16 protein-coding genes are annotated in these 13707 nt (G+C 61.6%); 5 read left to right on the forward strand and 11 right to left on the reverse strand.

The window, feature by feature from the left end; all coding sequences use genetic code 11:
- From PMI07_RS23975 to PMI07_RS23995, 5 genes are all read right to left on the reverse strand, one after another.
- Nucleotides 1–500 (reverse strand): DUF1349 domain-containing protein (locus tag PMI07_RS23975; protein ID WP_024164095.1); only part of this gene is annotated, 500 nt, incomplete at its 3' end.
- Nucleotides 501–517: 17 nt separating this feature from the next.
- Nucleotides 518–1897, reverse strand: a complete 1380-nt coding sequence (locus PMI07_RS23980) for an ATP-binding protein (RefSeq protein ID WP_007758085.1) — start codon at nucleotides 1895–1897, stop codon at nucleotides 518–520.
- Nucleotides 1898–1928: 31 nt separating this feature from the next.
- The gene (locus tag PMI07_RS23985) at nucleotides 1929–2627 is read right to left on the reverse strand and encodes a response regulator transcription factor (RefSeq protein WP_007758087.1); all 699 of its coding nucleotides are present in this window, start codon (nucleotides 2625–2627) and stop codon (nucleotides 1929–1931) included.
- 14 nt (nucleotides 2628–2641) lie between these two features.
- Nucleotides 2642–3109: a MarR family transcriptional regulator gene (locus tag PMI07_RS23990; protein ID WP_080725022.1), complete on the reverse strand. Its 468-nt coding sequence runs from the start codon at nucleotides 3107–3109 to the stop codon at nucleotides 2642–2644.
- A gap of 253 nt (nucleotides 3110–3362) precedes the next feature.
- Nucleotides 3363–3995: a DUF1236 domain-containing protein gene (locus PMI07_RS23995; protein ID WP_007758090.1), complete on the reverse strand. Its 633-nt coding sequence runs from the start codon at nucleotides 3993–3995 to the stop codon at nucleotides 3363–3365.
- A gap of 167 nt (nucleotides 3996–4162) precedes the next feature.
- Here PMI07_RS23995 and PMI07_RS24000 point away from each other — a divergent pair, with 167 nt between their 5' ends.
- On the forward strand, nucleotides 4163–4369 hold the full coding sequence (locus tag PMI07_RS24000) for a hypothetical protein (protein WP_007758094.1): 207 nt from the start codon (nucleotides 4163–4165) through the stop codon (nucleotides 4367–4369).
- Between the two features lie 71 nt (nucleotides 4370–4440).
- Nucleotides 4441–5088, forward strand: a complete 648-nt coding sequence (locus PMI07_RS24005; protein ID WP_007758095.1) for an MBL fold metallo-hydrolase — start codon at nucleotides 4441–4443, stop codon at nucleotides 5086–5088.
- An 83-nt stretch (nucleotides 5089–5171) separates the two neighbouring features.
- On the opposite strand, the gene PMI07_RS24010 is transcribed toward PMI07_RS24005, so the two are convergent.
- On the reverse strand, nucleotides 5172–5387 hold the full coding sequence (locus PMI07_RS24010; RefSeq protein WP_003494703.1) for a cold-shock protein: 216 nt from the start codon (nucleotides 5385–5387) through the stop codon (nucleotides 5172–5174).
- A gap of 525 nt (nucleotides 5388–5912) precedes the next feature.
- A complete protein-coding gene (locus PMI07_RS24015) occupies nucleotides 5913–6866 on the reverse strand; it encodes an EAL domain-containing protein (RefSeq protein ID WP_007758103.1) in 954 nt (317 codons plus the stop codon).
- 216 nt (nucleotides 6867–7082) lie between these two features.
- Between PMI07_RS24015 and PMI07_RS24020 the strand changes: the two genes are divergently transcribed.
- The 3 genes from PMI07_RS24020 (at nucleotide 7083) to PMI07_RS24030 (ending at nucleotide 9055) form a co-directional block, all read left to right on the forward strand.
- The gene (locus PMI07_RS24020) at nucleotides 7083–8285 is read left to right on the forward strand and encodes a pyridoxal phosphate-dependent aminotransferase (RefSeq protein ID WP_007758108.1); all 1203 of its coding nucleotides are present in this window, start codon (nucleotides 7083–7085) and stop codon (nucleotides 8283–8285) included.
- A gap of 99 nt (nucleotides 8286–8384) precedes the next feature.
- Nucleotides 8385–8666: a type II toxin-antitoxin system prevent-host-death family antitoxin gene (locus tag PMI07_RS24025; protein WP_007758110.1), complete on the forward strand. Its 282-nt coding sequence runs from the start codon at nucleotides 8385–8387 to the stop codon at nucleotides 8664–8666.
- Nucleotides 8663–9055: a type II toxin-antitoxin system VapC family toxin gene (locus PMI07_RS24030; protein WP_007758111.1), complete on the forward strand. Its 393-nt coding sequence runs from the start codon at nucleotides 8663–8665 to the stop codon at nucleotides 9053–9055. The genes PMI07_RS24025 and PMI07_RS24030 overlap by 4 nt, the downstream gene beginning before the upstream one ends.
- 40 nt (nucleotides 9056–9095) lie before the next feature.
- On the opposite strand, the gene PMI07_RS24035 is transcribed toward PMI07_RS24030, so the two are convergent.
- The 4 genes from PMI07_RS24035 to PMI07_RS24050 form a co-directional block, all read right to left on the reverse strand.
- Nucleotides 9096–10322, reverse strand: coding sequence for a PQQ-dependent sugar dehydrogenase (locus tag PMI07_RS24035; protein WP_007758112.1), 1227 nt, complete (start codon nucleotides 10320–10322; stop codon nucleotides 9096–9098).
- 224 nt (nucleotides 10323–10546) lie between these two features.
- Entirely contained in the window at nucleotides 10547–10981 is a 435-nt protein-coding gene (locus PMI07_RS24040) for a DUF3597 domain-containing protein (RefSeq protein ID WP_007758113.1), read from the reverse strand.
- Nucleotides 10982–11087: 106 nt separating this feature from the next.
- Nucleotides 11088–12206, reverse strand: coding sequence for a 5-methyltetrahydropteroyltriglutamate--homocysteine S-methyltransferase (locus tag PMI07_RS24045; protein WP_007758116.1), 1119 nt, complete (start codon nucleotides 12204–12206; stop codon nucleotides 11088–11090).
- 170 nt (nucleotides 12207–12376) lie between these two features.
- Complete coding sequence (locus PMI07_RS24050; RefSeq protein WP_007758117.1) at nucleotides 12377–13480, reverse strand: calcium:proton antiporter; 1104 nt, start codon at nucleotides 13478–13480, stop codon at nucleotides 12377–12379.
- Between the last annotated feature and the right edge of the window lie 227 nt (nucleotides 13481–13707).

Below are 13707 nucleotides of genomic sequence, written 5' to 3' on the forward strand. Positions count from 1 at the left end.
AAGGTCATGCCGACGGAGAGTTCGGTCAGTTCCGGCGGGAAATAAGCGAGCCGAGCCATCCGCCAGTCGGGCTGCGCATCGGTGCGGTACTGGACGAAGAGGGCGTCGCCCATGCGGGTGACGCGGACCGAGATTTGCTCGAAATCGTCTGCCAGGCGGAAGGCGGACCAGTCGGAATGGCCATTGGTCACCACCACGCTGAAATGGCGCGCGCCGTCGGTGAATTCGATGCCGCATTTCATCCAGTGTTTTTCGTCGTGGCGGATCATCAGCCCGGCCTGGTCGTAGAGCGCTTCATAACGGCCCACGAAAGAAGTCTCGGCGGTGAAATCGCCGTTTCGGGTCCGATGCAAGAAGTGGCCGGTGTCGCGGTGAAAGCCGTAATAGGTGCCCTGCCAGAAATCGGTCTCAAAGCCGGAGCGGGCGATCAGGCGGCCGTTACCCTCACGGCTTTCCGGCGGCGGGTTCAGCCAGGACATGCGGGACAGGTCGATGGGCATCGGTTCCTCGTCGATGATCAGGCGGGCACGCGCACGACGGCGCGTAAGCCGCCGCGGGGGCTGTCGGCGAGCGTGACGTTGCCGCCATGGGCGCGGGCGATGTCGCGGGCGATTGCAAGGCCGAGGCCGGTGCCGGAGGAGTCGAGGTTGCGGGCCTGATCCAGCCGGTAGAACGGCTTGAAGACATCCTCGCGGGCGTCGGCCGGAATGCCGGGGCCGTCGTCGTCGAGCGTCAGCGTCAGCCACTTGGCGCTGTGCCTTGCATCCACATGCAGCGATTTGGCGTAGCGCTCGCTGTTCGAGACGAGATTGCCGACCAGCCGGGTGAAGGCGTTGGGGCGCACGGCGATCTCGTCTTCGCCGTCGATCTCGTAGGTCATGGTCTTGCCGTGCAGGGTAAATTCCAGGCACAGCTTTTCGAGCAGTTCGCTCAGGCGCAGTTCTCCGAAATCCTCCTCCGCTTCGCCCTTGGCGAAGGCGAGATATCCTTCCAGCATCGACTGCATGTCGTCGACATCCTGGCCCATGCCGGCCAGTTCCGGCTTGTTGCCAGCGAGTGCCAGCTGCAGTTTGAAGCGGGTGAGGATGGTCCTCAGATCGTGGCTGATGCCGGCGAGCATGGCGGTGCGCTGTTCCATCTGCCGCTCGATGCGCTCGCGCATCTGGATGAAGGCAAGGCCGGCGCGGCGAATCTCATCGGCGCCGCGTGGCGAAAACCCGTCGGTCTTCTGTCCCTTGCCGAAACTTTCGGCGGCGCTCGCGAGCGTCAGGATCGGCCGGATCTGGCCGCGCAGGAAAAGGATGGAGATGATCACCAGCACCAAGGCGGCGCCGATCATCCAGACAAGGAAGATATGGGTGTTGGAGGCGTAAGTTGAGCCGCGGCGGACAAAGACGCGCAGCACCCTCGTGTCGAACTTGATGCGGATCTCGACGAGCCGGCTGTCGCCCACCGTGTCGATCCAGAAGGGCATCTGGATCTGGCGGGTGATCTGGTCGGCGAGGATATCGTCGAGGATCTCGAAGAAGGGGCGGGAGCGGGGCGGCGGTAATTGGCCGTTTTCCTCGACCGCGATGGTAAGGTTCAGCGCGTCGCTGGCGATGCGGCTGATGGCGTCATAGTTGCTGTCCTGCGGATAGGCTTGGATCACCTCGATAATGCCGGCGATATCGCGCACCGTGCTTTCCGACAGGCGTTCGGTCACCATGCGCCAGTGCCGCTCCATGAAGACGGAGGCGACGACGCCCTGCAGCAGCAGCATCGGCAGGATGACGATCAGCAGCGAACGGGTATAGAGGCCGGTCGGCAGGCGGCGGCGCAGCCAGCGGGTCATCGGCCGCCAGCCCGGCAGGGTCAGCCGATCCATGTCGCGCTTCAGAGAGTCGAAAAGTGCCATCCTGCCTTCAGCCTGTGCCGTCTCTTCCCGGCTAATCGATACTCAGCCTGTATCCGATGCCGCGCACCGTCTGGAGATAGACGGGGTTGGCCGGATCCTCTTCGATCTTACGCCGCAAACGATTGATCTGCACGTCGATCGTGCGTTCGCCGACTTCGGCGTCGTCGCCGATCAGCTCGTGACGGGGAATGGTGTCGCCGGCGCGCAGCGCAAACAGCAGCATGATCTCCTGTTCGCGATCGGTCAGCCGGATGGTCTCGGCGGCCTTGCGCAATTCCTTGCGTGGGATCGAGAAGGTGAAGGGGCCGAACATGATCTGCTCGATCTTCGGTGTGTCGGGCGAGGTGCTGCGGCGCAGGATGTTGTTGATGCGCAGCACCAGTTCGCGCGGATCGAAGGGTTTCGACAGATAGTCGTCGGCACCCGCTTCGAGACCGGCAATGCGGGATTCCGATTCGGCGCGCGCCGTCAGCAGGATCACCGGCACCGTCTTCTTCTGGTAAAGCGACTGGGTGAGCGAAATGCCGGATTCGCCGGGCATCATCACGTCGAGAATGATCAGATCGAAATGCAGGCCTTCGAGCTTGCGACGGGCTTCGGCGGCGTCGCCGGCGACGGTGATGCGAAACCCCTGTTCCATCAGATAGCGGTTGAGGAGATCGCGGATGCGGGTGTCGTCGTCGACCACGAGAAGATGAGGCGCATCATCGGAAGGGGGCAGTGTCGTCATCTCAAAGGTCCCACTTATTCCAGGTCGCTGTCGATAGGCTCGAGACTTTCGTCGCGGCCGCGCATGTGGCGCAGGAATTCCTTGACCGAGGCCCGCGTGTCCGGGGTCAGCTCCTCCATGGCGCGAGCGATACGGCGCGATTGCGGCTCGGAAAGGGCGAGCGCCAGTTCACGGCCGGCAAGCGTCGGGTAGAGCCTGCGCTGGCGGCGATCCTTGGCGCCGGCCATCTGGCGAATATAACCCGATTCGATCAATTGCTTGAGGACGCGCGCCAGGCTCTGCTTGGTGATCTGCAGCGTATCGAGAAGGTCGGTGACCATCATGCCCGGCTGGCGGCTGACGAAATAGACGACGCGGTGGTGGGCGCGGCCCATGCCGATCTTGGCGAGGATCGCATCCGGATCGGACACGAAATCGCGGTAGGCGAAGAAAAGCAGTTCGATGGTCTCGAAGTCGATCTGGGCTTCGTCGACTGCCGGCATTGTCGGCAGGACCTTCTTGACGGCCTTTCCCGTCGATGCGCGCGACACTCGCGTTTCCTTTCCCTTTTTGGCTCCTTGCCCCCCGGAGTTCTGGAGGCCGAAGCTCTTTTTTGCTCGCTTCACAGTGTAACCTGACGCACGTCATAAAGCGCGAACAGGCTGAACAATCAACAGCATTTGTTGGGGAAGGGCGGATGCGCGGCTGGCGCAAAGGGAAAGGGCGCCGTCCGGCAGCGCCCCTTCATGGGAATGCTCAATCGTAGATGTGGACAATGCGGCGGGTGCCGGGATCGACGAGCACGGGCCGGTCGTTGACCACGACATAATCGTAATCGTAGTCCGGTACCTGCCGGACAACGACGCCTGGCGGCAGCGTGGCACCGATCGCCACTTCGTTGCGGACATAGACCGGCTGGACCGGGTGCTCCTCGATGTAGCTGATGACGGTTTCCGGCGGTTCCACGGCGTCGACGGCGCCGACAGGGCCGAGCAGGATATCGCCCGGACCGGGGACGGGTGCCGGCGGAACGACGCTTGCCGTCGTCTCGTAGGTGACGTTGGGGACTTCATACTGAGTGCGGTATTGCTCAACCGCGACCGGCGCGCCGTTGTGGCGAATGGTCAGGTATTCCGCATAGACCCAGCCGCGCATGCCGTTGACATCGATGCGGCACCATTTGCTGCCCTGAAGGCAGCCATCCATCATCGCCGGGCTGCCGCGGGTGGCAAGGCCGATTTCGGGATAGTCCTGGCCGGGGCCGGAGCGGACGATGATGTCCGAGGCGGTCGTGGTGGTCATCTGCGCCTGGGCGGGCAGGGCGAGCGTCGCAAGGACGGCGCCGAGGCCCAGCCACTTCAATTCCGGGCATTTCAACCAAGTCGTCATGGATTTTCTCCTCATGTTGACTGGCGGGGTAACCCCTGCCTCTCCTGGTGGTTCCGCCGGACGGGAGTGGATTCTACAAGCTGTGGCGGGGGTGCCACAGATAAAAAGGGCAGGGAACCTTTACGCCGCGAGTCCATTGATCCCGCCAGAAGCACCGGAGATATCCCATGACGACCCAGACGATGACCGCCCAGACCTTTGCCGCACTGCCCCCGATCAGAATGGAAACATCGAGCCCGACCAATCCGTTGAAAGGTCTGCTGGTGACGGTTTTTGCGCTGAAGATCGTGGTTGCGGCCTTCCTGATCGCCACGGTATCGCTCGCACCGCCGGTTTCAGCCGGCACCCCCTACACGACCCTTGCCTCGAATTGATCTTTTTGGCTGAAATGCCTTCCGTTTAGCGATATACCCCGGCGGACATTATCGCTTGAGACCGAGGCATCATGGGCAAGCTACAAGCCGGTATCATCCCGGTTACGCCATTCCAGCAGAACTGCACGATCCTTTTCGACGACGAGACCAAGCAGGGCGTGGTCGTCGATCCAGGTGGCGACGTACCGACCATTCTTCAGGTCATCACGGAAAACGGCATCACGCTGAAGGAAATCTGGCTGACGCACGGTCATATCGACCACGCAGGTGGCGCCGACGAATTGCGCGAGGCGCTCGGCATCCCGGTGATCGGGCCGCATGAAGCGGACTTGCCGCTGCTGCAGCGCCTGGAGACGCAGGCGGAAAAATTCGGGGTCAAGATGGAGGTGCGCAATGTCGTGCCGGACCGCTGGCTCAACGAAGGCGATACGGTTTCTTTCGGCGACCATGTCTTCGAGATTTTTCATTGCCCCGGGCATGCGCCGGGTCACGTGATCTACTATAACCGGGCTCAAGGGTTCGCGCATCTCGGCGACGTGCTGTTCAACGGCTCGATCGGGCGCACAGACCTGCCGGGCGGGGATCACGATACTCTGCTCGCCTCGATCCGCGACAAGGTCCTGCCGCTCGGCGACGAAGTCGGGTTCATCTGCGGCCATGGGCCGGGGAGCCGGATCGGCGACGAACGCCGCACCAACCCGTTCCTGCGCGGTCTCTGAGGTCGAAGTCGCGGCATGGCTTGATCAAAAAAAACCCGGCATCTCTGCCGGGCTTCAACTCGAAATGGTAAGCCTCGAGAGGCTTAACCGGCGATCTGCAGATTGACGGCCTTGGGGCCTTTGCCGCGACGATCCGGTTCCGTGTCGAAGCTTACTTTCTGGTTTTCCGACAATCCGGACAGGCCAGAAGCCTGTACGGCAGAGATATGAACAAAGATATCGGCGCCACCATTGTCAGGCTTGATAAAGCCGAAGCCTTTGTCGGTATTGAAGAATTTTACAGTGCCAGTCTCGGCCATGCGCAGGTCCTTTTCTCTCTGTCCGTGTTCAGCGGCGGACAGCATCACAGTGTAGCCCCGAAGGGCGGCGGCAGGCAGCTTTAAGAAAGGGTCCCTGTCTTTACCGCGATGACCGGCAGGAATTGCTTTGAAATCTCCGCCCCCGGCCTACCGCCCGAAGTCTTAGCGCCTTCGGAGCGCGTCATTATAGGTCTTCCCATGCTCGTAAATTGCCCGAACTTGCACAGAGTGCTGTGTTTATCGAAAATTGGCAAGAAAAAGTTTTTTGAACAGTGGCTACAATGCGAAATTGCAAATCACGAGAACGCCTGAAAATGCGGGCTTTGCGCCTTTCCTGACGCCTCGGGAACGCGAATCCATCGCTGGCAATGCTTCGCTAACCCTCTTCTGTGCGATTTTGAGGCAAATGGCGCGAAAAGAAAAATTTTAGTCGCACCTGTATTCGAGGGGGCGTCAGGGCGTCTTTCTTGGCGGTCATTGCGGTAAATCGCGGCAGGCGTTCGTCGCGTGAAGGTTGTTTTCTGGTTATTCGCCGCTCGATTGCCGACGGCCGAAGGCGCGGGCGGGCCTGGCGAATACCGGCTTGGCGGGAACCGGAGGAGGCGCCGCCATCGCGGCCCGGCTGAGGCCGAGCGTGATGTCGTTGCCGCCTGCCTGGAGCGGCGGCGCAAGGTCGGCGAGGCTTTCCGGAAAACTCTCGTTGAATGTCGTCGGTGCAAGTTCCGGCCGTGCAAGCGCATAACCCTGCATCAGCGGCACGCCGAGTTCCTCGCAGAGATCCACCTGCCACAGTTCTTCGAGCCCTTCGAAGATCGGTTCGATACCATCGTCGAGCATCTGCCGGACGATGACGCGCAGCAGCGCGTAACCGGCGGAATTGTCGAGGAAGTCGCGCACCCAGGCGGCCTCGAACTTCACATAGTCCGGCCGGATGCGCTTCAGCCGGTCGAGATCGGAATCGCGGGCGCCATAATCGTCGATCGCGATGCGGAAACCGATCGCCTGCATGTGTTCGGTAAAGGCGACGACGATGTCGTCGGCAGCGCCGGATCTTTCGGAGATTTCGCAGACGATGCGGTCCGGGGCGAGGCCGGCCTCATGGCTGGCGACCTTGATGCGATCGACTTCCTGGCGCATTTCCTGGGGCGTGCGGAAGAGGCCCGGATGGAACTTGACGAAAATCCCGGCGCGCGCGCGGTTCAGCCGGCCGGTGTTGAGGATGTGGATCGTGCGCAGGATGCTGTCGACATCGGCCATGTCGACCGGCGACACGAGCGGAAAAAACTCGGCAGGCGAGACCGGCTCGTTATCCCGGGAGGCACGCAGAAGGCCCTCGAAGGCTTCGATATCGAGGCCGGTTTCGGGGCCTGAGCGAAAGATCGGCTGCAGCGCGGATTGCAGCAGGAAAGGACCGTAGACGGTGGAGAACGACCCGTTGTCGCTGCGAACCAGATTGGCGAAGATGCTTCTCGGCGTCATGCCCTTGCCCGTCGATTTCCGTTATCCATCCCTCCTGGTTGTAGCAGCCAAGGGTTACGCGGCTGTAAACAAGGTTTCGAAGGTTTTAATCAGCTTCTTTCATGGCTCACATTCAAGCTTTGTGCTTGAAACGGAGTCATAGTTTAGACATAGAGCTAACCCGGCGGGTTCGGAACGCGAGGCCGCCTGGTTCAACAGCCCTTCAGGACGAAGATTATGGCCTTTCTTGCCGACATTCTTTCCCGCGCAAAGCCTTCCGCCACCATCGCCGTTGCCCAGAAAGCCCGCGAGCTCAAAGCAAAGGGCCGCGACGTGATCGGGCTTGGCGCCGGCGAGCCGGACTTCGATACGCCGGACAACATCAAGAAAGCCGCCATCGACGCGATCAACCGGGGCGAAACCAAATACACGCCGATCGCCGGCATCATCGAGCTTCGCGAGGCGATCGCCAGGAAGTACAAGCGCGAGAACAACCTCGACTACACGGCCGCGCAGGTCATCGTCGGCACCGGCGGCAAGCAGATCCTGTTCAACGCCTTCATGGCGACCCTCAACCCGGGCGACGAAGTGATCATCCCGGCTCCCTACTGGGTCTCCTATCCGGAAATGGTGGCGCTCTGCGGCGGCACCCCGGTGTTCGTCGACACGACGCTCGAAACCAAGTTCAAGCTCACCCCGGAAGCGCTCGAAAAGGCGATCACGCCGAAGACCAAGTGGTTCCTGTTCAACTCGCCGTCCAATCCGAGCGGCGCCGCCTACACGCATGACGAACTGAAGGCCCTGACGGACGTGCTGGTCAAGCACGAGCATGTCTGGGTCCTCACCGACGACATGTACGAGCACCTGACCTACGAGGGCTTCAAGTTCGCAACGCCGGCGGAAGTCGAGCCGAAGCTCTACGACCGGACGCTGACCATGAACGGCGTTTCCAAAGCCTATGCAATGACCGGCTGGCGTATCGGCTATGCGGCCGGCCCGCTGCAGCTGATCAAGGCCATGGACGTGATCCAGGGCCAGCAGACTTCGGGCGCCACCTCCATTGCCCAGTGGGCTGCGGTCGAGGCACTCAACGGCCCGCAGGACTTCATCACCAAGAACAAGGCGATTTTCCAGGGCCGCCGCGACCTCGTCGTGTCGATGCTCAACCAGGCCAAGGGGATCGTATGCCCGTCGCCGGAAGGAGCGTTTTACGTCTACCCGTCCTGCGCCGGTCTGATCGGCAAGACGGCTCCTTCGGGCAAGGTGATCGAGAACGACCTGGACTTCGTCACCGAGCTTCTGGAAACGGAAGGCGTTGCCGTGGTGCATGGCACGGCCTTCGGCCTCGGCCCCAATTTCCGCATCTCCTATGCGACCTCGGAAGAGGAACTGGAAGAAGCCTGCAAGCGGATCCAGCGCTTCTGCGCCAACTGCAAGTAAGTAGCCCCGATATTCCTGGAAAGCCCGCCGGCGACGGCGGGCTTTCTTGTTTCGAGTACTCGCGTTGACGATGACAGCAACCGGACGTACATTTCAGGCATGAAAACCGTATCAATCCGCGAAGCCCAGGACCGTCTCGACGAACTTGCCCAGGATGTGGAGCAGGGTGAAACCGTGACCGTGACACGCGACGGAAAGCCGGTGTTTGATATCGTGCCGCATATCGAGGCAGTGGAACCGGCTGAGAAGAAGGGCGGTATCGATCTCGATGCCCTCCAAGCTCATCTTCGTGCTCGCGGCATTACCAACCCTGTTCCATATATCGCGGATGATTTCGATGATCCGCTGCCGGAAGATTTCTTGCTGAGACCGCTGCCTTGACGAAGCGGTGTCTTCTCGACACCCATATCATCCTCGCGATTTTGCGGGCCGACACGCGTCAACGTTTCCCAAACATCAGCAAGCTGGTGGGCGCCGCGGATTTTTCCGGTTTCGTGAGCGTCGCCAGCCTTTGGGAGATCGCCATCAAGTCCCGCCTCGGAAAGCTCGATCCGGGCGTACCGCTGGAAGACATGCAGATCGTTCTGGAAGGTGCAGGCCTCACCATCCTGCCCATCGATATCCCGCATGTCATCACTGCCGCCGAACCGGAGCCCGATACGCGGGATCCTTTCGATCGGCTGCTTTTGGCGCAGTGCCAGGTCGAGGGGTTGCTGCTCGTCACGATCGACCGGGCGCTTGTGGGGCATCGCCTCGCATTCAAATTCTAGGAAAACAGCGCCCGGAGCGCCGCGTTGCCCGAACTGTCGATTACCCTTTCGTCAACTTCACGATCGTCGATTCCCCGCCGCCGCGTTGTTCGGTGACGGCATAGACGGCGCCGTCGGGGCCGACCTTGACGTCGCGGATGCGGTTGCCGAGCGGGACGCGCTCTTCATAGGCGACCTTGTCGCCATCCATGTGAACAACCACGACGGCCTGGGCGACAAGTCCGCCGATCAGGAAGGAATTCTTCCATTCGGGGATGGCGTCGCCGTCATAAAAGGCCATGCCGGACGGGGCGATGACCGGGTCCCAGAAATAGACCGGCTGTTCGGTCTCCTTCATGGCGGTGATGCCCTTGCCGACCGGCCGGCCGCTGTATTCGATGCCGTAAGTAACTTCCGGCCAGCCATAGTTCTTGCCGGCTTCCGGGCGGTTCAGCTCGTCGCCACCGCGCGGGCCGTGTTCGACGGTCCAGAGACGGCCCTGGCCGTCGAGGGTGGCGGATTGCAGGTTGCGGTGTCCGAGCGACCAGATTTCCGGCCGGGCGCCCTGACGGTTGACGAAGGGGTTGTCTGCTAAGGCCTTGCCGTTCATGTCGATGCGAAAGACCTTGCCGAGGCCGCTGGCGATATCCTGGGCCTGCACGCGCGGCTGCGGGTCGGAGCGTTCGCCGACGGTAACGTAGAGTTCCCTGTTGGGGCCGAAGACGAGGCGGGAGCCGAAATGGTTGTTGCCGTCATAGCTCGGCATCTGGCGGAAGATGACCTTGACGTTTTCGAGCTTGCCGCCGCCGCGGTCATCCGGGACCAGTTTTGCCGAGGCGACCGATGTGCCGTTGCCGTCGTCGCGCTGCTCGGAGAAGGAGAAGAAGATCATGCCGGAGGAGGCGAAATCCGGGGCGAGCGCCACGTCGAGCAGGCCGCCCTGGCCCCTGGCGAGCACTTTCGGCACGCCTTCGATCTTCGGTCCGGCTTCGCCTTCCTCCGAGATTATGTGCATGGCGCCCTGCTTGGCGGTCACCAGCATGCGACCGTCGGGCAGGAACTCCATGGCCCAGAGATGCGGCAGGCCGTCGGCGACCACTTCCTGGGCGATCTTCGGCATCCGGGCGGGCTGCGGCGCGCGCGTCTGGTTGGCGAAGGCGGGTTTCTGGTCCCGGGCGTTCGGCGCCCTGGTTTCGGCAGGCTGTCCGGCGTTCTGAGCGGGAACGGGGCCGGCAGCCAGCGCGATGGAGAGGGCCGAGCCGGTCAGGAGAAGACTGAGGCGTTTCATCGTGGACTCCCTTTCATGGGGCGGCATTGACCGCCGAGGCATGGAGCGACACCCTCGCACGCGGCGAAAGAGTATCGGTGATGGCCTTCATCTAGGGCGTTCATCCGCAAGCGCCGAACACGGTTCGTTCAAGATTATTTTATTGGGGCGTCAGAAAGAAAGCCCGCCGGCAAGGCGGGCTTTCTATATCGGGATGCGCCAGTCGTCGGGCGAGGCGCCGCTGCTCAGTCGGCGAGATCTGCCGGGACCTTGCCGCCGTTTTCGGCGAGTTTCTTCATCAGCGCCTTGTGGAGCCACACGTTCATCGTCGCGGAGTCGTTAGTGTCGCCGGTATAGTGCAGTTCGGCGGCCAGTTCCTTGCGGGCGGTAAGGCTGGAATCCAGATCGAGCGCCTTCATCAGGTCGACGATCGACTTGCGCCAATCGAGCTTCTGGCCACTCTTCTTGACGGCGGCGTCGAGTATCGGGGTGATGTCGACGGGCGTGGAGGAGGAGGGGGCGGCTGCAGACGTTGCCGAAGGGATGGGCGTCGGATTGCCCGCCGGGGCGGCGGATGCGGAAACCGGAGCGGCCGGCTTCAGCGGTTCGGCGGGCTTGGCAGCGGGTGCTGCTTCATCTGCGCCCCAAATCGCATTCTTAATCTTGTCGAAAATACCCATTGTTGCAGTCTCCCTCGGGTTAAATCCGAATAGGAACCTAAGCTAGAACAATGATTTCTCAAGTGGCGGCCGCGGGTTATTCGACCCGCGGCCCACGAATATCGGATCAGGCCGTGCCCCAGATGGCTTCGGCGGTCTGGACGACGAGTTCCAGCTTGCGCTTCTGGTCGTCCTCGGTGATCGAGTTGCCTTCCTCGGTCGAGGCGAAACCGCATTGCGGTGCGATCCCGAGCTGGTCGATATCGACGAACTTGGAGGCTTCGTCGAAGTGGCGACGGAGGCTGTCGAGGGTTTCGAGCTCACCGGTCTTGGTGGTGATGAAGCCCGGATAGACGCGCTGCTTCGAACCCTTCTGGAGCAGGCTCAGCGGCTGCAGGCCACCGGAACGCTCGGTGTCGTATTCCATGAAGAACATGTCGACACCGGTCTTGTTGAAGATCGCGTCGGCCGCCGCATCGTAACCGCCTTCGGCAGCCCAGGTGGAGCGGAAGTTGCCGCGGCACATATGCATGCCGATCAGCATGTCCTTCGGACGATCCTTGATCGCTTCGTGCATGGTTTCAGCATACTTCTGGATCAGCCAGTCCGGATCGTAGCCTTCCTCGCGCTTCATGGCGCGCTGCTTCTCGTCGCCGAGATAGGCGAAGTAGATGTCGTCCATCTGCAGGTAGCGGCAGCCGGCTTCGTAGAACTTCTGCACGGCCTTGGCATAGGTGCGGGCGAGAGCGGCGAAGAGCGCTTCGGGATCCTGGTATTCCGGATAGGTCACGTCGGCGCGGGCGGTGCGGTAATGCGCGACGCTCGGGCCGGGGATGGAGATCTTCGGCGTCACCTTGGTATTGGCGGCGAGGAACTTGAAGTGTTCCAGATGCGGGTGATCATCTGGGAAATCGAGCTTGCCGTTGATGGTCGGGAAGGTCGGCGGCAGCTTGACGCCGTGGAAGGTGACGCCCTTGTGGGCTTCGCGGGTGACGAATTCCAGGCCATCGAGCAGGCCCATGAAATCGTAGTGCCAGAAGTGGCGACGGGCTTCGCCGTCGGTCACGACCTTCAGGCCGACGCTTTCCTGCAGCTTGATGAGATCCTTGATGCCTTCGTCTTCGACGGCCTTCAGTTCCTCGGCGGAAATGCTCTTGTCTTCGTAGAACTTCTTGCGGGCGTCCTTGATGGAAGCGGGACGCAGGAGCGAACCGACGTGGTCGGCTCTGTAGGGAGGTGTAGACATTTGAAAATCTCCTTCATGCGCAACACGGGGGCCGCGCCAGACGCTGGACGACCGGCGGATAGGCCGGCCTTCGCCGCGGCGGACACGACCATATTTCAGACATTGATTCAACCTCTTCCCGATCCGATTCCGCTCCCGCGCGCAAGTCTTTGATCCGGAATCTCTTTCGCCTACAGACCAAGGGCAGTCAGCATCACGAATGTCGCAAAGAGAACGAAATGGGTCATGCCTTCGATGGCATTCGTCTGGCCGTCGTTGAGGTTGATCGCGGCGACGACGAGGGTGATCGCGACCATCACCGTCTGCACCGGAGTCATGGCCATCACGAAGGGCTGGCCGCTGTAGAGCGCGATGCTCTCCATGACGGGAACCGTGAGGATGACGGTCGAGAGCGAGGCGCCCATGGCGATGTTGACCACGGACTGCATGCGGTTGCGCAGTGCGGCGCGCAGTGCTGTCAGGATTTCGGGAGCTGCGGAGATCGCCGCGACCACGACAGCCATCAATGTCAGCGGCGCGCCGCTGCCCTCCAGTCCGGCATTCATGAGCGCGGACATGAACTCGGCGAGGAAGCCGATGATCAGCACGCCGGCCAGAATGACGCCGATGGAGATCGCGGCGGATTCTTGCTTGGTGTCCTCTTGCTGCGTCCCGGTGCCCGTGGCCGGCTTGGCGCGCGGATAGCTGTAACTGAAGAAATAGCTGTGCGGACCGACCTGCATCTTCAAGAAGACCGCATAGAGCGCGATCATTGCGCAGATCGTGAAGGCGGAATAATAGTGCCAGCGATCGCCGGGGATGAATTCCGGGACGATCATGGAAATGCCCATGGCGGTCAGGATCATCACGCTGTAGGTGCGGCTGGAATCGTCGTTATAAGGCTGTTCGCCATGGCGCAGGCCGCCGAGCAGGGCGGCGAGGCCGAGGATGCCGTTGATGTCCAGCATGACGGCCGCATAGATCGTGTCGCGCACCAGGGTGGGCGAGCTGGTATTGCCCATCATGATGGCGAGGATCAGCACCTCGACCGCCACCGCCGACAGCGTCAGGATCATCGTGCCATAGGGATCGCCGACCTTGTGGGCGAGCATTTCGGCATGGTGGGCGACGCGGGTCGAGGCGAGGATGATGATGCCGATCAGGACAGCTGCGGCGATCAGCGAAGCCGTCTTGCCGGCCTCGAGCACGGAATGCTCGACGGAATAGGCGACGAAGCCTGAGGCCAAAGCGACGATGAGAGATCTTTCCTGCTTCAGCAGGGACAACAAACCCACGTTCTACTCCTGACCTTACCCTCGGCGCTTATCTAACGCGGCAACCTGCAGCATCAAGCACCGTTCAGTCTGGCCTCAAGGATTTGCGGTCATCGGCCTTTGATGACATAATTTGCGACGTGATTTGCGATGTGGCTTGGAAGTCGTGGCACCTTTTTCGATTTTTCACCCCGATGCCGCGACAGGACGAGGATCCGATTGGATCGAGGCAGCCATGAAAGACAGGA

Origin of the sequence: Rhizobium sp. CF080, from assembly GCF_000282095.2 — a bacterium.
Classification (GTDB): domain Bacteria; phylum Pseudomonadota; class Alphaproteobacteria; order Rhizobiales; family Rhizobiaceae; genus Neorhizobium.

Bases quoted from the DNA above. Each gene is read 5' to 3' on its own strand.
- PMI07_RS23980 (WP_007758085.1), bottom strand. From the start codon at position 1,897: ATGGCACTTTTCGACTCTCTGAAGCGCGACATGGATCGGCTGACCCTG.
- PMI07_RS23985 (WP_007758087.1), bottom strand. From the start codon at position 2,627: ATGACGACACTGCCCCCTTCCGATGATGCGCCTCATCTTCTCGTGGTC.
- PMI07_RS23990 (WP_080725022.1), bottom strand. From the start codon at position 3,109: ATGCCGGCAGTCGACGAAGCCCAGATCGACTTCGAGACCATCGAACTG.
- PMI07_RS23995 (WP_007758090.1), bottom strand. From the start codon at position 3,995: ATGACGACTTGGTTGAAATGCCCGGAATTGAAGTGGCTGGGCCTCGGC.
- PMI07_RS24000 (WP_007758094.1), top strand. From the start codon at position 4,163: ATGACGACCCAGACGATGACCGCCCAGACCTTTGCCGCACTGCCCCCG.
- PMI07_RS24005 (WP_007758095.1), top strand. From the start codon at position 4,441: ATGGGCAAGCTACAAGCCGGTATCATCCCGGTTACGCCATTCCAGCAG.
- PMI07_RS24010 (WP_003494703.1), bottom strand. From the start codon at position 5,387: ATGGCCGAGACTGGCACTGTAAAATTCTTCAATACCGACAAAGGCTTC.
- PMI07_RS24015 (WP_007758103.1), bottom strand. From the start codon at position 6,866: ATGACGCCGAGAAGCATCTTCGCCAATCTGGTTCGCAGCGACAACGGG.
- PMI07_RS24020 (WP_007758108.1), top strand. From the start codon at position 7,083: ATGGCCTTTCTTGCCGACATTCTTTCCCGCGCAAAGCCTTCCGCCACC.
- PMI07_RS24025 (WP_007758110.1), top strand. From the start codon at position 8,385: ATGAAAACCGTATCAATCCGCGAAGCCCAGGACCGTCTCGACGAACTT.
- PMI07_RS24035 (WP_007758112.1), bottom strand. From the start codon at position 10,322: ATGAAACGCCTCAGTCTTCTCCTGACCGGCTCGGCCCTCTCCATCGCG.
- PMI07_RS24040 (WP_007758113.1), bottom strand. From the start codon at position 10,981: ATGGGTATTTTCGACAAGATTAAGAATGCGATTTGGGGCGCAGATGAA.
- PMI07_RS24045 (WP_007758116.1), bottom strand. From the start codon at position 12,206: ATGTCTACACCTCCCTACAGAGCCGACCACGTCGGTTCGCTCCTGCGT.